The organism is Amycolatopsis sp. NPDC005003 (assembly GCF_053600695.1).
Map to the genome: position 1 here is coordinate 172,956 of NZ_JBSGAI010000012.1, position 17,996 is coordinate 190,951.

General features: G+C 72.2%; 15 protein-coding genes. 9 read left to right on the top strand and 6 right to left on the bottom strand.

The features are described 5' to 3' along the window. Positions 1 to 37: 37 nt before the first annotated feature. Both ACWED2_RS16770 and ACWED2_RS16775 read left to right on the top strand, forming a co-directional pair. The gene (locus ACWED2_RS16770) at positions 38 to 1,099 is read left to right on the top strand and encodes a LacI family DNA-binding transcriptional regulator (protein WP_449691368.1); all 1,062 of its coding nucleotides are present in this window, start codon (positions 38 to 40) and stop codon (positions 1,097 to 1,099) included. Beyond that, complete coding sequence (locus ACWED2_RS16775; RefSeq protein WP_449691369.1) at positions 1,099 to 2,022, top strand: glycosyl hydrolase family 32; 924 nt, start codon at positions 1,099 to 1,101, stop codon at positions 2,020 to 2,022. The genes ACWED2_RS16770 and ACWED2_RS16775 overlap by 1 nt, the downstream gene beginning before the upstream one ends. Positions 2,023 to 2,034: 12 nt before the next feature. On the opposite strand, the gene ACWED2_RS16780 is transcribed toward ACWED2_RS16775, so the two are convergent. Further along, positions 2,035 to 2,619, bottom strand: coding sequence for a TetR/AcrR family transcriptional regulator (locus tag ACWED2_RS16780; protein WP_449691370.1), 585 nt, complete (start codon positions 2,617 to 2,619; stop codon positions 2,035 to 2,037). An 87-nt stretch (positions 2,620 to 2,706) separates the two neighbouring features. On the opposite strand from ACWED2_RS16780, the gene ACWED2_RS16785 reads away from it, so the two are divergent. The 5 genes from ACWED2_RS16785 to ACWED2_RS16805 are packed head-to-tail and all read left to right on the top strand — an operon-like array spanning position 2,707 to position 9,923. After that, a complete protein-coding gene (locus tag ACWED2_RS16785; protein WP_449691371.1) occupies positions 2,707 to 3,642 on the top strand; it encodes an alpha/beta hydrolase in 936 nt (311 codons plus the stop codon). Next, a complete protein-coding gene (locus ACWED2_RS16790; protein ID WP_449691373.1) occupies positions 3,632 to 4,684 on the top strand; it encodes an agmatine deiminase family protein in 1,053 nt (350 codons plus the stop codon). Before ACWED2_RS16785 ends, ACWED2_RS16790 begins: the two co-directional genes overlap by 11 nt. After that, complete coding sequence (locus tag ACWED2_RS16795; protein ID WP_449691374.1) at positions 4,681 to 7,557, top strand: aminotransferase; 2,877 nt, start codon at positions 4,681 to 4,683, stop codon at positions 7,555 to 7,557. The genes ACWED2_RS16790 and ACWED2_RS16795 overlap by 4 nt, the downstream gene beginning before the upstream one ends. A 6-nt stretch (positions 7,558 to 7,563) precedes the next feature. Continuing rightward, positions 7,564 to 8,247 carry an urease subunit gamma gene (ureA, locus tag ACWED2_RS16800; protein WP_449691375.1) on the top strand — a complete coding sequence of 228 codons (684 nt, stop codon included), beginning with the start codon at positions 7,564 to 7,566 and terminating at the stop codon, positions 8,245 to 8,247. After that, on the top strand, positions 8,244 to 9,923 hold the full coding sequence (locus ACWED2_RS16805) for an urease subunit alpha (protein WP_449691376.1): 1,680 nt from the start codon (positions 8,244 to 8,246) through the stop codon (positions 9,921 to 9,923). The genes ureA and ACWED2_RS16805 overlap by 4 nt, the downstream gene beginning before the upstream one ends. Here the strand turns inward: ACWED2_RS16805 and ACWED2_RS16810 are convergent. From ACWED2_RS16810 to ACWED2_RS16820, 3 genes are read right to left on the bottom strand one after another with little or no spacing between them, the layout of a single operon-like run. Next, positions 9,920 to 10,702, bottom strand: a complete 783-nt coding sequence (locus ACWED2_RS16810; protein ID WP_449691377.1) for an amino acid ABC transporter ATP-binding protein — start codon at positions 10,700 to 10,702, stop codon at positions 9,920 to 9,922. The two genes, ACWED2_RS16805 and ACWED2_RS16810, sit on opposite strands and share 4 nt — an antisense overlap. A 1-nt stretch (position 10,703) precedes the next feature. Next, positions 10,704 to 11,498: an amino acid ABC transporter permease gene (locus tag ACWED2_RS16815; protein ID WP_449691378.1), complete on the bottom strand. Its 795-nt coding sequence runs from the start codon at positions 11,496 to 11,498 to the stop codon at positions 10,704 to 10,706. Continuing rightward, positions 11,482 to 12,345 (bottom strand): ABC transporter substrate-binding protein, encoded by an 864-nt coding sequence (locus tag ACWED2_RS16820; protein ID WP_449691379.1) that lies wholly within the window; start codon positions 12,343 to 12,345, stop codon positions 11,482 to 11,484. The genes ACWED2_RS16815 and ACWED2_RS16820 overlap by 17 nt, the downstream gene beginning before the upstream one ends. Positions 12,346 to 12,535: 190 nt before the next feature. On the opposite strand from ACWED2_RS16820, the gene ACWED2_RS16825 reads away from it, so the two are divergent. Together ACWED2_RS16825 and ACWED2_RS16830 are read left to right on the top strand one after the other, a co-directional pair. Further along, positions 12,536 to 14,140: a gamma-glutamyltransferase family protein gene (locus ACWED2_RS16825; RefSeq protein WP_449691380.1), complete on the top strand. Its 1,605-nt coding sequence runs from the start codon at positions 12,536 to 12,538 to the stop codon at positions 14,138 to 14,140. A gap of 43 nt (positions 14,141 to 14,183) precedes the next feature. Then, positions 14,184 to 14,888, top strand: a complete 705-nt coding sequence (locus tag ACWED2_RS16830) for a TetR/AcrR family transcriptional regulator C-terminal domain-containing protein (RefSeq protein WP_449691381.1) — start codon at positions 14,184 to 14,186, stop codon at positions 14,886 to 14,888. A 5-nt stretch (positions 14,889 to 14,893) separates the two neighbouring features. On the opposite strand, the gene ACWED2_RS16835 is transcribed toward ACWED2_RS16830, so the two are convergent. Then, on the bottom strand, positions 14,894 to 16,501 hold the full coding sequence (locus ACWED2_RS16835) for an amidohydrolase (RefSeq protein ID WP_449691382.1): 1,608 nt from the start codon (positions 16,499 to 16,501) through the stop codon (positions 14,894 to 14,896). Then, positions 16,498 to 17,967, bottom strand: a complete 1,470-nt coding sequence (locus ACWED2_RS16840; protein WP_449691383.1) for an APC family permease — start codon at positions 17,965 to 17,967, stop codon at positions 16,498 to 16,500. Before ACWED2_RS16840 ends, ACWED2_RS16835 begins: the two co-directional genes overlap by 4 nt. Positions 17,968 to 17,996: the final 29 nt, after the last annotated feature.

Sequence of the window (17,996 nt, forward strand, 5' to 3'; positions counted from 1 at the left end):
CGAGCCGGTGTCAAGGCGGGGAAGGCAGGGTGCGACGGTGAGCCCACGACGGGTCACGCTGGCCGACGTCGCCGAGGCGGCGGGGGTGTCGCGCAGTACCGCGTCCCTGGCGCTGTCGGGGCGTGGTGCGGAGCTGCGGATTTCCGAAACGGTCCAGAACCGCATCAAGGCGGCCGCCCAGGAGCTCGGCTACCGCCCGAACATCGTCTCGTCCGGCCTGCGGACCGGGCGCACGCTGACCATCGGGTTCGTCTCCGACACGGTCGCCACCTCCCGGCTGGCGGGCGACATGATCAAAGGGGCGATCGAGGCGGCCCGCGACCGGGGCGTCCTGCTGTTCATCGGTGAGTCCGAGGGGGACACAAAGCTCGAACACGCGCTGCTGCAGGGCATGCACGACCGCCAGGTCGACGGGATCGTCTTCGCCTCGATGTACACCCGGCGCGTTTCCGTTCCCGAGAGCCTGCGGGGCACGTCGGCGGTTCTCCTCAACGCCGTGCCCAAGACGCCGTCGCCGCTGCCCGTGGTGGTGCCGGACGAGATCGAGGCCGGCCGCGCGGCCGCACGGGTGCTGATCGAGGCCGGGCACCGGGACGGCATCCACCTGATCGGCGCCGGGCCGGGGCTCCGGAACGTACCGCGGGACAGCGTCGCCGCGGTGGAGCGGCTCGCCGGCATCCGCGAGGTCTTCGCCGGAGCCGGCGTCGAAATCGCGAGCGGGACCAGGACCGCCGACTGGCAGCCCGAGCACGGCTTCGACGCGACGCGGGCCCTGCTCGGCCGCGCGCGTCCGCGGGCCCTGATCTGCCTCAACGACCGGCTCGCCTTCGGGGCCTACCAGGCGCTGGACGACGCCTCGCTGCGCGTTCCGGACGACGTCTCTGTCGTCTCGTTCGACGACCACCCGCTCGCCTCGTGGATGCGGCCCAAGCTCACCACCGTCGCGCTGCCGCACTACGAACTCGGGCGCCGGGCGGTGGACGCGCTCTTCGCCGGGATCGACGGCGAAAGCGCCGGGGCGAACCCGGTCCACCGCATCCCGATGCCGCTGCGCACCCGGGCTTCGGTCGCCGGTCCGCGACACCCGGAGATCTCCTGATGTTGCGCCTGCCCGACCACTGGGTGTGGGACAGCTGGTACGCGACGGACGACGACGGTCTGCACCACGGCTTCTTCCTGCGGGCCTCGCGGGCACTGCTCGACCCCGAGCGGCGCCACCGGCGGGCGTCGATCGGGCACGCCGTTTCCCGTGACCTGCGGCACTGGGAGCTCGTCGCGGACGCGCTCGTGCCCGCGGACGGGCCGGCGTGGGACGACCTCGCGACCTGGACCGGGTCCGTCGTCCGCGGGCCGGACGGGCGCTGGTACCTGTTCTACACCGGCGTCCGCGACGACGGCGACCACGTGGTGCAGCGGATCGGCCTCGCCGTTTCCGACGACCTGTACACCTGGCACCGCTTCGGGGCCAAGCCCCTGGTCGAACCCGACCCCACCTGGTACGGGCTCGGCGATCGCACGGACTGGGCCGGCGAAGCCTGGCGCGACCCGTGGGTCTTCCGCGCGCCCGACGGGTCCGGCTGGCACATGCTCGTCACCGCCCACGCGAAGGACGGCGACCCGCTCCGCCGGGGCGTGCTCGGCCACGCCTGGTCGGCCGACCTGCTGAACTGGGAAGTCCGGCCGCCCCTCACCCGGCCCGGCGGCTTCGGGCACCTCGAAGTCCCCCAGGTCGCGGTGGTCGACGCGCAGCCGTTGCTGCTGTTCTGCAGCAACCTCGGCGTCCGGGCCCCCTCGGCTTCGGTGTGGGCGGTGCCCGGTCGGTCGCTGACCGGCCCATGGGACCTGTCGCTGGCCCGGCCCGTGTCGTGCCCCGGCTTGTACGCACCCCGCCTGGTCCGCGACGCCGAAGACCGCTGGAACCTGATCGGCTTCCGGGCCGGAAGGGACGGTGCGTTCGCCGGCGAGCTGTCCGATCCGGTCGGCGTCCGCTACACCGCCGGGAACGGATTGCAGCCGCTCTGAAAGAGCGCCGCCTCAGGCGATTCGCGGCGCGGGCAGCAGTGCCTTCACGTGCTGCCACGCCTGCTCGGCGGTGAGCGTGGGGTCGCCCGTCAGCAGGCCCACGCTCAGCCCGTCGATGAGGGCGAGCACCCGCTGGGTGAGTGGTTCGACGTCGTCGGTCAGCTCGCCGAGGATCCGGGCGATCCCCGCGCGCCAGGCGGCGTCGTACTCGCGCTGGGCCTCGCGCAGGGCGGGCTCGTGCAGCACCCGCGGCCAGAGTTCGACCCAGAGCAGCCAGCGGGGATCGCCGGCGTAGCGGGGGAAGTTGAGCGTGCACAGGCGGTGCAGCCGCTCCTCGGCCGAACCCCCGGACTCCGGCAGGAGGGCCAGCTGCCCGATCAGCTCGTCCTCGCTCCAGCGGAGCAGTTCGAGGAGCAGGCCGTTCTTGCTGCCGAAGTAGTAGGAGAGGTGGCCGGCGCTCGTGTCGAGGCGGCGCCCGAGCTCGGAGAGGCTCAGATCGGCCAGCCCGCGTTCGGCGAGCAGCGTCCACGCCTCCTGCATGACCCGCTCGCGCGGGTGCTCGAGCCGGCGGTGCCGCCTGGACTTGTCGTTGGCCACCTCTTGACTCTAGCCACGCCCCTGACGGATAGTGGCGCGAGGCACGGCTTTGAAAGTCTTTCAAACAAGGAGCCGAGGGAGGACCCGGTGAACGGCATCGATCCCGAACTGCGGGCACCGTTGGAAGCGCTCTACGAGAGATTCCCCGGTGGCTTGTACGCCATCGAGGACCTGGCCGAGCGCAGGCGCACCGATGCCCTGCTGGCGGCCGAGCTGATCGAGGCCCCCCGGACGTGCTCCACAGAGGACGTACGGGTGCTCGGCGCGGGCGTACCGGTGCGCATCTACCGGCCCCGGCGGCTTCGGCCGGGCTCGCCCGCGGTGTTCTTCATCCACGGCGGCGGGATGTACCTCGGTGACCTCGACTACGAGCACGCGACGGCCGCGAAGATCTGCGAGGAACTCGGGGTTCTCGTCGTCTCCACCGGCTACCGCAAAGCACCCGAACATCCGCACCCCGCCCAGAGCGACGACTGCTACGCCGCTCTCCGCTGGATGACGGAGAACGCGATGTCCCTGGACTTCGACCCGGGCCGGCTGGCGATCTTCGGCGGAAGCGCGGGAGGCAATCTCGCGCTGGCCACCGCGCTCAAGGCGAGAGACCTCGGGGGACCCGCGCTTTCCTTTGTCGTGGCCCTCTACCCCATGGTCGACCACCGGAACACCACGACACAGGCGGTCGGCCCGTGGGACCGGAGGGCCAACGCCGAGGCGTGGAAGTGGTTCCTCGCCGGGCAGGAGCCGGACGGGTACGCCGCCCCGCTGCACGCGGAGGACCTGGCCGGCCTGCCGCCGACGTTCATCGACGTGGGAACCGCCGATCTTTTCCTGGAGGAAAACCTCGCGTTGGCGCGGCGGCTCCTCGCCGCCGGCGTCTCCACGGAACTGCACGTCTATCCCGGTGTCTACCACGCAGCCGAGTACTACGCGCCCGACGCGGAAGTGGCCCGGCACATGTGGACGGTCCGGTTCCGGGCGCTTCGCCGGGCTCTCGGCACCGACAGGAGCAACCATGACCACTGAGCACCCGATGTCTTGGCGGATGCCTGCCGAAACCGAACCGCAGGCGCGGGTGTGGATGGCTTTCCCCACCCTCGATTCCTACCTCGCCGACAGCCGCGAAGCCGCCGACCGCGCCCGGACCGCCTGGAGCCGCGTCGCGCACACGATCGCCGAGTTCGAGCCCGTCACCATGGTCGTCGACCCGGCCTGCACCGAGGCGGCCCGGAGCCACCTCGACGAGGACAAGGTCGAGATCGTCGAGGCGCCGCTGGACGACGCGTGGATGCGGGACATCGGCCCGACCTTCGTGGTGGACTCCTCCGGGCAGCTCGGCGCGGTCGACTGGGTCTTCAACGGCTGGGGTCAGCAGTCCTGGGCGACGTGGGACAAGGACGAACGCATCGGATCCTTCGTGGCGGAACGCGCCGGTGCCAAGCGGGAGGTGTCGCGGATGGTCAACGAGGGCGGCGGGATCCACGTCGACGGCCTCGGCACCGTGCTCGTGACCGAGACGGTGCAGCTCGACCCGTGGCGCAACCCGGGCTGGACGAAGGCGGACGTCGAAGCGGAACTGGCGCGCACGATCGGCGCCACCCACACCATCTGGCTGCCGCGCGGCCTGTACCGCGACTCCTTGCGGCTGGGCACCCGGGGACATGTCGACATGACCGTCACGATTCCTTCGCCCGGCGTCCTCCTCGTGCACGTCCAGCCGGAACCGATGCATCCCGACCACGCCATCACCCGCGAGATCCTGGACGTCGTCCGCGACGCACGGGACGCCGACGGCCGGCCCTGGGACATCGTCGAAGTCCCCGCGCCCCGGATCGTCCGCGACAGCTTCGACTGGGTGGACTACAGCTACCTCAACCACCTCGTCGTCAACGGTGGCGTGATCGGGTGCGCGTTCGACGACCCGAACGACCACCAGGCCGAGGAGATCCTCGAGGCGGCGTACCCCGGGCGGGAGGTCGTCATGGTCCCGGTGAAGGACGTGTTCGCCGGCGGCGGCGGCATCCACTGCATCACCCAGCAGGAACCGGCCACCGGAGGGCGGGCATGACGACCGGAACGGATTTCTTCGACGCTGGCACGCTTCCCGCGCCCCGCGTCGACGAGGCGTGGGCCCGCCGGGTGGCCCGTGAATCGTTCGGCGTGGACGCTGTCGCGCACCAGCTGGGCAGCAACCAGGACGCCAACTTCCTCCTGCGGACGCCGGCCGGGCACCCGGTGGCGGTGCTCAAGGTGTCGAACCCGGCGTTCCGCGCCGCCGAGGTCCCGGTCCAGGACGCCGCGGCCGACCGGATCGCTGCCGCCTACCCGGAGCTGAGGGTCGCGCAGGTGCTTCGCGCGGACGACGGGGCCGCCCGGCGCGCGACGGTCGCGACTCCGGACGGCCCGGTGGTGGCCCGGCTGATCCGGTTCCTGGAGGGCGGCACCCTCTTCGGCAAGGGGTATCTCGATCCGCGGAGCGTGGCCCGGTTGGGCGAGGTGGCCGGCAAGGTCGACCTGGCGCTCGCCGGCCTCACCGGCGGCGACCGGGTCCTGCAGTGGGACCTGCGGTACGCCGACCGGACGGTGGCGGCGCTGGGTTCGTCGCTGCCCGCGGCTCGGCGTGCCGAAATCGAAAGCGCCGCGGCGCGGGCCTGGGACCTCGTCGCACCGCTCGTCCCCGCTCTCCCGGTCCAGGTCGTGCACCTCGATCTCACCGACGACAACACCGTGCTCGGCGCGGACGGCCTCGTCGACGGGGTGATCGACTTCAGCGACCTGACCCGGACGTGGACCGTCAGCGAGCTCGCGATCGCGAGCTCGTCGGTCCTGCACCACCCGGGCGCCGAGCCGGCCGACGTGCTGCCCGCGGTGCGCGCCTACCACGCCCTGCGCCCGCTGTCCGACGCCGAAATCGAGGCGATCTGGCCCCTCGTGGTGCTGCGTGCCGCCGTCCTGGTCGTCAGCGGCTGCCACCAGGTGGCCGTCGACGGTGACAACGCCTATGCGGAGACGCGCCTGGTCCGGGAGTGGCGGATCGCGGAGCAGGCCCTTTCCGTCCCGCCCGAGGTGATGACCGCGCTGATCCGCGACGCGCTGGGCCTGAGCACCGGCGGGATGTCCCTCCCGGACGGCGTCCTGCTGGATCTCTCGGACGCGGCGGTACTGGACCTGTCCCCGCAATCGTCCTTGATGGACGATGGTGCGTGGGAGAACGCCGGGATCGACGTGTTCGCCGCGGATCGGCTGGCGGCGGGGCATCGAGCAGTGGTGACGAAGTTCGGTGAGGCCCGTCTCGCCGGAAGCCCGGCGCTTGCCCAGGAGCCGCCTGCCTCGGTCGCGACCGGGATCGACCTCTGGACAGCCGGTGCCGAGGAACTCAGGGCACCGTGGGACTGCGAGGTGTCCTTCACTGGCCCCGGCATAGTGTTGCGTGCGGACGACTTCGAGCTGGCGGTGCACGTAGCCGACGCTCACGCCACGGGAGCCGTGGTGGCCGGTACGGTCGTCGCGACGACCGTACCGGGCCGCCGGACCCGGATCACGGCGGGCCACCGGGCGGAACGGGTTCCGGAAGGCGTGGCGCCGAAGTACGCACCGGGCTGGCTGGCCACGCTCGCCGATCCCGCTCCTCTGCTCGGGCTGCCCGCGACGGGCGGTGTCCCCGATTCCGTGCTGGCGCAACGCGAACGCGCCCTGGCCGAAGTGCAGGAGCACTACTACCGCGAGCCGCCCCGGATCGAACGCGGCTGGCGCCACTTCCTCGTCACCGAGGACGGGCGTCCGCTGCTGGACATGATCAACAACGTCGCGGTGGCCGGTCACTCCCACCCGCGGATCGCCGAGACCGCGGAACGGCAGCTGCGGCTGCTGAACACGAACTCCCGGTTCCACTACGAGGCGATCGCGGCGTTCGGCGCCCGGCTCGCGGACCTCGCGCCCGCTCCGCTGGACACCGTCTTCCTGGTGAACTCCGGCTCGGAGGCGGCCGATCTGGCGATCCGGCTCGCGCTCGTGGCCACCGGCCGGTCCGACGTGGTGGCGATGAGCGAGGCCTACCACGGGTGGACCTACGCCTCGGACGCGGTCTCGACCTCCGTCGCCGACAACCCGAACGCGCTGCACAGCCGGCCGGATTGGGTGCACACCGTCCCCGCGCCCAATCCGTACCGGGGCCGGCACCGGGGCGCCGACGCCCACCGGTACGGACCCGAAGCGGCCGCGATGATCGACGGGCTGGCCGCGTCCGGACGCCCGCCGGCCGGCTTCATCGGCGAGGCCTACTACGGCAACGCGGGCGGAATGCCACTGCCGGACGGATATCTCGCCGCCGTGTACTCGGCGGTGCGCCGCCACGGCGGCCTGGCGATCGCCGACGAGATCCAGGTCGGCTACGGCCGGCTCGGGCACTGGTTCTGGGGATTCGAGCAGCAGGACGTCGTCCCCGACATCATCGCGGTCGCGAAGGCGGTGGGGAACGGCGTTCCCGTGGCCGCCGTCATCACCAGCCGCGCGGTCGCCGGGAAGTACCGCAACGGCGGCTACTTCTTTTCCTCCACCGGAGGCAGCCCGCTGTCCTCGCGCGTCGGTCTGTGCGTGCTCGACATCATCCGGGACGAGGACCTGCAGGGAAACGCCCGAACCGTCGGCGCTCATCTCAAAGCACGTCTCGAAGAACTGGGAAAGCGCCACGAAATCATCGGCGCCGTTCACGGTTCCGGTCTGTACCTGGGCGTGGAGCTGGTGCGCGACCGGACCAGCCTGGAACCCGCGGCGAGTGAGACGGCCGCCGTCTGCGACCGGATGCTCGGCCTGGGTGTCGTGATCCAGCCGACGAGCGACCGGATGAACGTCCTCAAGGTGAAGCCGCCGCTGTGCCTCGACGAGCCCGCGGCCGACTTCTTCGCCGACACCCTCGACCGGGTGCTGTCGGAAGGGTGGTGACCGGCCGTGCGACTGACGCCGAGTGAACGGGACCGGCTGCTGATCTTCACCACGGCCGAGCTCGCGCGGCGCCGGCTGGCCCGGGGGCTGCGGCTCAACGTGCCCGAGGCCACGGCGCTGATCGCCGACACGGTGTGCGAAGCCGCCCGCGACGGATGCCGGCTCCACGAGGCGATCGCGGCGGGCCGGGCCGCGCTCGGCCCGGAGAACGTGCTTCCCGGCGTGCCGGAGGTGATGGGCGACGTGAAGGTCGAAGCCGGGTTCGACGACGGCACCAGGCTGGTGGTCGTGACCGACCCGATCGGTGCGACGACCGGGACCGCACCCGGCGCGGTCGACCTCGGGCCCGAGCCGCCGGCGGACTGGCCGGAGGCGGTGCCGGTGTCCGTCACCAACACCTCGACGGTGCCGATCAGCGTCACCTCGCACTTCCACTTCTTCGAGGCCAACCCGAGGCTGCGGTTCGACCGGGCCGCGGCGTACGGCAGACGGCTGGCGATCCCGGCCGGTTCCTCGGTCCGGTTCGGCCCCGGCGAGCGGAAAGCCGTGGACCTCACGCCGATGGGAGGGGACCGCGTCGCCATCGGCTTCGCCGGTCTCGTCGACGGCCCGCTGGACGCCCCCGGCGCGAAGGAAGAGGCGCTGCACCGCGCCATCGCCTGCGGTTACCAACACGAGGAAACGCGATGAGCTTCACGCCGAGCGATTACGTCGCCGCCTACGGCCCCCGGAAGGGCGACCGGGTGCGGCTGGGCGACACCGGCCTCGTCGTCGAAGTCGAGTCCGACGCCGGCAAACCGGGCGACGAGTTCGTCGTCGGCTTCGGCAAAACCGCCCGCGACGGACTGCACATCCTGGCCGCGACCGCACGGCAGACCTGCGACCTGGTGATCAGCAACGTCCTGCTGATCGACGCCGTCCAAGGCGTGCGCAAGGCGTCGATCGGCATCCGCGACGGGCGCATCGCCGGCATCGGCCGGGCCGGCAACCCGAACACCCTGGACGGCGTCGACGTCGTCGTCGGCAGCGGAACGACGATCATCGCGGGCGAGGGCCTGATCGCCACCGCCGGCGCGATCGACACCCACGTCCACCTGCTCTCGCCCCGGGTCATCGAAGCCGAGCTGGCCTCGGGCGTCACCACGGTGATCAGCCAGGAGTTCGGGCCGGTGTGGGGGCCGGGGATCAGCACGCCGTGGGCGTTGCGCCACGCGTTCGCCGCGTTCGACGCGTGGCCGATCAACATCGGCTTCCTTGGCCGGGGCTCGGTTTCGGCCCGCGAGCCGCTGGTGGAGGCCCTCGTCGAGGGCGGCGTGTGCGGGTTCAAGGTCCACGAGGACATCGGCGCGCACACCCGCGCGCTCGACTCCGCGCTCACCGCCGCCGAGGAGTACGACGTCCAGGTGGCGCTGCACACCGACGGGCTCAACGAGTGCCTGTCGGTCGAAGACACCCTGGCCGTGCTCGAAGGCCGGACCATCCACGCCTTCCACGTCGAGGGGTGCGGCGGCGGGCACGTGCCCAACGTGATGCGGCTGGCGGGGGAGCGCAACATCATCGCGTCTTCGACGAACCCGACGCTGCCGTTCGGCCGCGACGCGGTCGACGAGCACTTCCACATGATCATGGACGCCCACGACCTGAAGGCGGACCTGCCGGGCGACGCGTTGATGGCCAGGGAACGCATCCGGGCGAGCACGATGGGTGCCGAGGACGTGCTGCACGACCTGGGCATCATTGCCATCACCTCGTCCGACGCGCAGGGGATGGGCCGGGCGGGCGAGACGTTCCGCCGCACCTTCGCCATGGCCGCCAAGATGAAGGCCGAGCGAGGCGCGGTGGATCTGCGCCACGACAACGACCGGGCGAGGCGCTACATCGCCAAGCTCACCATCAACCCGGCGATCGCGCACGGCATGGCCCACGAGATCGGGTCGCTGGAGGCCGGGAAGCTGGCCGACATCGTGCTGTGGCGCCCGGACCACTTCGGCGCGAAACCGGATCTGGTCCTCAAAGCCGGTTTCCCGGCGTGGGGCGTCACAGGCGACCCGAACGCGAGCATCGACAGCGCGCAACCGCTGGTGATCGGCCCGCAGCTGGGCGGGCACGGACCCACGCCCGCCGAGCTGTCGGTCGCGTTCGTCAGCCAGGCGGCCGCCGAGTCCGGGGAAGACCACCTGACCACTCGGCGCCGCCGCGTCGGCGTGCGCGGCACCCGTGGGATCGGACCGGCGGACATGATCCACAACGACCGGACCGCCGAGGTCCGCGTTGCGGAGCGGACCGGACTCGTCACCGTCGACGGCGAGCCCGTCTCCTCCGCGCCGGCGGACTCGGTCGCCCTCTCCCGGCTGTACTTCCTCTAGCCGGATTCGGTGATTCGCCGGAGGAAGGCCCGGGTGCGCTCGTGCTCGGGGTCCGACACGAGCTTGTCCGGCGGCCCTTCCTCGACGATGACGCCGTGGTCGAACACGACGAGCCGGTCGGCGGCCGAGCGGGCGAACCCCATCTCGTGGGTGACGACGATCATGGTCATGCCGTCGGCGACCAGGTCCTTCATCACCGTGATCACTTCGCCGACCATTTCCGGGTCCAGCGCGCTGGTCGGTTCGTCGAACAGCATCAGCTCCGGCTTCATGGCGAGCGCGCGGGCGATGGCGACGCGCTGCTGCTGGCCGCCGGACAACGCCGACGGCCGCGAGTTCGCCTTGTCGGCCAGACCGACCCTGGCCAGCAGGTCGCGGGCCTGGTCCCGGGCCGCTTCCTTCGGGGCCCCGAGGACCTTCACCGGGCCGACGGCCACGTTCTCCAGCGCGCTGAGGTGGGGGAAGAGGTTGAAGCGCTGGAAAACGAACCCGATGTTGCGGCGGCGTTTCGCGACCACCGTCGGCCGTTCCTCCACCGGGCGGCCCGGGCCGGGCCGGTAACCGACCGGGGAACCGTGGACGAGGATCGTCCCTTCGTCGATGCGCTCCAAGTGGTTGAGGCACCTGAGGAACGTCGTCTTGCCCGAGCCCGACGGCCCGATCATCACGACGACTTCGCGCGGCCGGACGTCCATCGAGACGCCGTTGAGGACCGTCACGTCGCCGAAGCGCTTGACCACTCCTCGCGCGGACATCACCGGTGCCACGGCAGTGTTCATCTCAGTTCGCTCCCTTGCCGGCGAGAGTGGACCCCATCAGGCGCGTCCGCAGTGACGGCGTCGCGACGACGTGGCCGGGATCGGCGAGCTTCCGCTCGATGAACCGCTGGACGAACGACCAGATCGTGGTCAAGGCGAGGTAGTAGCAGGCGGCCACGAGGAAGATCTCGAAGGTCTTGAACGTCGCCGAGTTGATCGACTGGGCGGTCAGGAACATCTCCTGCAGGCCGATGACCGACAGCAGCGACGTGGACTTCATCATCAGGTTGAACTCGTTGCCCAGCGGCGGAACGATGATGCGCAGCGCCTGGGGCAGCAGGATCACCCGCATCGTCGTCGCCGGGGTCATGCCCAGCGCCTGGGCCGCCTCCGCCTGCCCGCGGTCGATGGCGTCGAGCGCCGCGCGGAAGATCTCGGCCATGTAGGCGCCTTCGTTCGCGGCCAGCGTCAGGATGGCCGCCTGCACGACGCCGAGGAGGACGAACCCGCCGAGCTGGACGTCGGCGAACCGGTAGACACCCGCCGCCGCGAGTCCGTTGTAGACGACCACCAGCTGCACGAGCAGCGGGGTGCCGCGGATCAGCCAGACGTACCCGCGGCCGGCCCAGCGCAGCGGCGCGAACCGGCTGCGCTGGGCGAGCGCGAGCAGGAGGCCCAGCAGCACGCCGAGCAGCTGCGCGACGACGGAGATGTAGACCGTGCGCCACAGCCCGTCGAGGAACGTGCTCGACGGGGAGAACAGGTAGTGCCAGAAGAACGCCCAGTCGAAATCGGTGGCGCTACCGGGTGATGTCATCGCCGGTCAGCTTCCACTTCGTGAGGACGGTGGTGTAGGTCCCGTTCTGCTGGATCGCGGCCAGCGCCTTGCCCAGCGCGTCGTGCAGGGCCGTGCCGTCCTTGCGGGTCGCGATCCCCACCTTGACGTGGTTGAACGGCTCGCCGACGATCTTGAAGGTGCCCGGCTGCTGTGTCTGGACGTACGCGGCGGTCTCCAGGGTCGTGCCGTAGGCGTCCACCAGCCCGAGCCGGAGCTGCTGCAGCGCGTCGCTGTCCTTGGTGAACTGCCGGATGTCGAGGTTCGGCTTCCCGGCCGCCGCGCACTTCGCGGACTGGTCGGTGAAGTACTGGACGACCGTCGTCCCCGTTTGGACGGCCGCCTTCTTGCCGCACAGGTCGTCGGCGCTCGCGATGCCGGTGTTGCCGCTGCCCACCATCAGGGTGTTGGACGCGTACATGTACGGGACGAAGTCCACGACCTTCTCGCGTTCGGGCTTGATGTAGAGCTGGCTGATGATCGCGTCGCACTGATTGGCCTGCAGCGCCGGGATGATGCCGTTGAAGCTCGTGTTGGCCCAGCGCGACCTGGCGCCGAGCTGCGCGGCGATCGCGTCGCCGAGTTCGATCTCCACGCCCACCGGCTTCTGCGCGGCGTCGTAGAAGGTCAGCGGGGGCGCGCTGATGTCCGCGCAGTAGGTGATCCGGCCGTTCTGCGCGAGTGCGCCCGCCGGGACCTGGACCGCGCCCGGCGGGGGAGCGTCGGCGGCGGGGGCGCTGCCGCATCCGGCGAGGGTCACGGCGGCGGCGACCAGGCAGCCGGCCAGGAGCGGTGCCTGTCGGCGGGACGGGGAGTGCGACCTGGCCATACCGGACTCCTTCACGAGTTCACGCCGTTGCGGGGAGAGTTAGTCCATGTCATAGTCGACGTCGTTGACTATGAGCAGGGACGCTAGATCCGCGGTCCCCGGGAGTCAAGGAATCCACGGTAACGGGGCTGTTAACGGGGTCGGCGGCAGTCCGAAAGCCTGCCGAGGTGCCCGGGAAACGAGGGGAAAGATGTCGGAGCGCAGCGATCGCCGGCTGACCGCGGCGGGCCCCGGGTGGGCCGTCGCCACGCCGCACACGGCGGCGAGCGACGCCGCGGCCGAAGTGCTGCGGACCGGTGGCAACGCCGTCGACGCCGCGCTCGCCGCGGCGGCCCTGCTGACCGTGGTGTACCCCAACCAGTGCTCGATCGGCGGCGATCTGCTCGCGTTGGTGGGCACCGCCGGCGGGCCCGTCCGGTTCGTCAACTCCAGCGGCCGGGCGCCCCGGGCGGTCGACGTCCGGTCGGTGGCGGGGGCGGACGGCGTCATGCCGGTCGACGGCGCACTGCCGGTGACGGTCCCCGGTGTGGTCGCCGGCTGGGCCGCGCTCGCCGACAACTGGGGCACCCGCCCGCTTTCCGCGGCGCTCGCCCCGGCCGAAGCCGCCGCACGAGACGGAGTCGCCGTCGCGCCCGGCCTCGCCCGGGACCTGTGGCGCGAACGGCACCGCCTGACCCGGGACCCGGGGCTGCGCGCGGTGTTCGCCCCCGGCGGGACGGTTCTGTCCGCCGGCCGGACCCTGCGGCAGCCGCGGCTCGCCCGGACCCTCGCCCTGCTCGCCGGCCAGGGCCCCGCCGCGATGTACGGTGGCGAGGTGGGGACGAGCCTGGTGAACCTGCTGGCCGGTCGGGGTTCCGCGATGACGGACGAGGATTTCGCCGGGCACACGGTGGAATTCTCGCGAGCCCACAGCGCGGTGTACGACGGAACCGAGTACCTCTCCAGCGGCGGGAACTCCCAGGGCCTGTACTTCCTCCAGGGACTCAAGGCACTCGAGCTGGTGCGCGCGGCCCGCGGGCCGGTGGACCCGGCGGGCCGGGACGCCGGCGTGGTCGCGTCCGTGCTCAACCGGGCCGCCGCCGAGCGCGACCGTCACTGCGCCGATCCGGAGTGGTCCGCCGCCCCGGTGGAGCTGCTGTTGTCGGAGGCCCACGTCGGCCGCATCGCCGAGCAGGCGATGGCGGAGGTGCCGGGCTCGCCGGTGGGGCAGGTGCGGGCGTCCGGCGACACTGTCGCGGTCGTCGCCGCGGACGCCGACGGAACGTGGATCTCCTTGATCCAGAGCGTCTTCCACTGCTTCGGTGCCGCGCTGCTCGATCCCGCGACCGGGGTCGTCCTGCACAACCGGGGCGCGTCCTTCAGCCTCGACCCGGCCTCGCCGAACCGGCTCGCCGGAGGCAAGCGGCCGCTGCACACCCTGATGCCGGTGCTGGTCCGCGAGGCCGGCGAGCTCGTCGGCGCGCACGGCGCGATGGGCGGGCGCGCCCAGCCGCAGGTGCACACGCACCTGGCCCTGCAGCTGGCCGCCGGCGCGTCGCCCGGTGCGGCCGCGTCGGCGCCGCGCTGGGTCCTGGGGGCGATGGAAGCGGGGGTGACCTCGGGTGCCGGGGTGGTCAAAGCGGAGCGCGACGTCCCCGCATCCGGCGTCCGGGCGATCGAGCGGGCAGGATTCACCGTCGAGGAGATCGACGCGAACGACGACGGCGTGGGACACGGCCAGCTGGTCCGCCGGCTGCCGGGCGAGCTGGGCGCCGCCACGGATCCGCGCGCGGACGGCTCGGCCGTCGCCGGCTGAGGAGTGCCACGGCGTCCTGCCACGGCTTACCGGAGAAGGGTGAATGAGCAAAAGCAGCACCGGGAAGACCACGAACGCCGGGCGAGGCCGGTTGCCGCGGGGGACGCTCAGCCAGGAGCTGATCGTCGAAGCGGCGTTCCGGGTCGCGGACTCCGCCGGGATGGACAAGCTGACGTTCCAGGCACTCGGCCGCGAACTCTCCGCGCACCCGACCGCCATCTACCGGCACTTCCGGAACAAGGACGAGCTGCTGCTCGCCCTCCTCGACGCCCTGCACGAAGAGGCGCTGGCGAACACCCCGCCCCCGACCGACGACTGGGCGCACGACCTCATGCAGATCGCGATCCACACGCACGACGCGTTCCTCCGCCACCCCCGCGTCGGCGCGCTCTCGGCGGCCCGCACCGCTCGCCGGGAGAACGAATTCCGCACCGTCGAACGCAAACTCGACTGCCTGCGCCGGGCCGGGCTGAACGACACCGACGCGGTCCGGTACCACCGGGTCTTCGCCGACGTGGTGCTGTCCTACAGCGCCATGGACGCCAGCATGGCCTCGCTGGCCCCGGCGGTCCGGGAGGCGGACCTGCGCGGCTGGAAGACCGACTACCTGACGCTGCCCGCGGACCGCTACCCCAACATCGCCCGGCTCGCCCCGCGGTTCGTCGAGCTCGACGACCCGCAGAACTTCGTGACCGCCGTCGAGGCGATCATCGACCGGATCCGGGCGAGAGCCGATGCGGCCCGCTGATCCGGTCACCCGGTGAGTGCCGGGTCGCGGTGGACGACCGCGCCGGCCACCACGGTGAGGGCGATGGGGGCGCCGGCCAGTTCGTCGGGGTCGGCGCGCAGCGGGTCGAGGGTGAAGGCCGTGAGGTCGGCCGGCGCCCCGGGAGTGATCGTGCCGGTGCCGCCGGCGGCCGCGGCCGCGAGGCGGGTGTAGCCCTCGAGCGCCATCAACGGGGTGAGTCCCTGGTGCGGTTGCACGGGCGGGACGTCCGGCTCGCCCGCGGGGCGGCGCAGCTGGGCGGCGGCGAGGATCCGGCGGGGGTCGAAGGGCGCGATCGGCCAGTCGGAGCCGAGGACGACCGGGACCCCGGCGTCGCGCAGGTCGCGGCAGCGCCAGGCCCGGCCGGCGCGCTCTTCGCCGAGGCGGGACGACCAGTTGTCGGTGTGGTCGGCCCTGGTGAAGTGGGTGTGCGACGGTTGCATGCTCGCCACCACACCCTGCCGCCGGAACCGGCCGATCAGCTCGGTCGGCAGGGTTTCGATGTGCTCGACGCGGTGCGGCGCCGCCGCGGGGCGGCCGAGTCCGTCGAGGGCGTCCAGGACGTGGCGGACGGCGGCGTCGCCGATCGCGTGGCTCACGGTGGGGACGCCGGCCGCGGCCAGGGTGCGCACGGCTTTCGTGTAGGCGGCGGGTTCGGTCCAGAAGCTGTCGGTCGATTCGCCGTGGGAGTCGGGCTCGGCGAGCCACGCGGTCCCGTTGTCGATCGTGCCGTCGACGAAGAACTTCACGCCGCCGATCCGCCACCGGCGCCCGCCGCGGCCCTGGACGCCGATCAGCCCGGCCAGGCCGTCGGCGTCGATACCGGGGTCGCACCAGGGCGCGAACCGCAGGCGCAGCGGGAGCTCGCCGAGGTCTTCGGCGGCGGCGACGACCGCGGCGCTGTCGCCGAGCAGGTCCATCACGTGGCCACCGGTGAGCCCGGTGGCCGCCATCTCGCCGAGGACCGCGCGCAGCCGGGCGGCCCGGGCCGCGACCGGTTCCCGCGGGACGTGTGTGGCGACCAGGTCCATCGCGGCGGCCTCCAGCAACAGGCCGGTCGGCCGTCCGGCGTCGTCGCAGACGACGCTCGAGCGCTGGGCGAACCGCCGTGGCCCGTCGACGCGGGCGATCCGCAGCGCGGCCGGGGTGACGAGCGCGGAGTGCGCGTCGAACAGCCGCACGAACGCCGGGCGGCCGCCGACCGCGGCGTCGATCGGGGCGCCGGTGACCGGCCGGCCGCCGAAGAGGTTGGGGTCCAGGCCCCACGCCTGGACCCACGCGCCCGGCGCCCGGTCCGCGGCCGCGGTGGCGAGCAGGCGCTGCACCTCTTCGAGGGACCGGGCGGCGGACAGGTCGACGTCGGCGGTGAGCTGCACGCCCATCACCGGGTGCGTGTGCCCGTCGATCAGGCCCGGGGTCACGGTGGCGTCGCCCAGGTCGACGACTTCGGTGCGGGGACCGCGCCAGTCCCGGACGTCGTGGCGGGTGCCGGTCGCGGTGACCACGCCGCCGGTGATCGCGATCGCCTCGACCGGGCGGTCGTCGCCGGTGAGGGGGTGGACGGTACCGGCGCAGACGACGAGGTCCGGGTTCACGCGGGGATCCCTTCGGGAGCGGGCCGGGTGTCGCCGTCGCCTTCGCCGACCCGGTCGTACACGGCGGGCCGCCGGTGGCGCAGCCAGAGGGCGAGCAGGCCGCCGGCGAGCAGCGTGGCGGGGACGATGCTGACGAGCACCACGTTGACGGTGGCCGAAGCGTTGGTGAGCAGGCCGACGCTGTCGACCAGGATGTAGGTGGCGACGGAAAGCAGCAGCGAGGACACGACTCCCGCGGCCACGGCCGTCGGGGTGCGCACGGATCGGTTGCGGCGCAGGAAGTACACGACGGTGGCGATCGCGGTCAGGGTCTGCAGCACCAGGATGCCCACCACACCCGGGGTGTTCACCCACAGCAGCAGCTTCGTGACCGGGTCGGCGCCGGTGAGCGCGAACACGGCGATCACGACGACGGCCAGCCCGGTCTGCACCAGGCTCGCGCGGTACGGCGAGCCGAAGCGGGGGTGGACCTCGCCGAGCCAGGAGGGCAGGACGCCGTCGCGGGCGAGGGCGTGGGTGTAGCGGGTGATCGCGTTGTGGAAGGCGAGTTGCGAGGCGTAGACGCTGCTGATCACCAGCAGGTGCATCAGCGTGGCGGCCCAGGGGCCGACGTAGGTGCCGATCGCGGTGAAGAACAGGCCGGCGACGTCGCCGCCGGCCGCCGCGACCGCCTGGTCGCTGCCGAACGCCTGGATGACCGCCCACACGATGAAGCAGTAGAAGACCGCCATGAAGCCGACCGCGAGGTAGGTGGCGCGGGGGATCGTGCGCTCGGGGTCGCGTGCTTCCCGGCGGTACAACACGGTGGATTCGAAGCCCATGAACGCGGCGAAGCTGAAGGCCAGGACGCCACCCATGCCGGGGCCGAACAGCGCGCCGGGGGTGAACGACCGCGCGTCGAGACTGCCCGTGCCGCCGTGCGCCAGCACGCCGATCGCCATCAGCAGCAGGATTCCCGACTCGAGGACGAGCAGCACCCCGAGCACCTTCGCGCCGACGTCGATGCCCAGCCAGGCCACCACCAGGACCAGCGCGACGGCGGCGAGCGCGAGCACCGGCCACGGGACGTCCAGCCCGAACACGTCGGCCAGCGTGGCTTTCGCCTGCGCGGCGAACAACCCGTAGACCCCGATCTGGAGCGTGTTGTACGAGACCAGCGCCAGCAGGGCCGCGGCCAGTCCCCACGCCCGGCCCAGGCCTTTCGCGATGTAGGCGTAGAACGCGCCGGCGCTGCCGACGTGCCGGGTCATCCGGGTGAAGGCGACCGCGAAGACGGTCAGGACGAGGCCCGCGGCGAGGTACCCGGCCGGGGCCCCGATCCCGCCGATCATGATCGCCAGCGGCGCGACGCCGGCCATGACGGTCAGCGGCGCCGCCGCGGCCACCACCATGAAGACGAGGCTGCCGGTGCCGAGGACACCACGTCTGAGCGAGCCATGCGGGTCGGGAGCGGAAGATCCGGCCATGGTGAGGTCCTCTCGGGCCTGGGATGCTT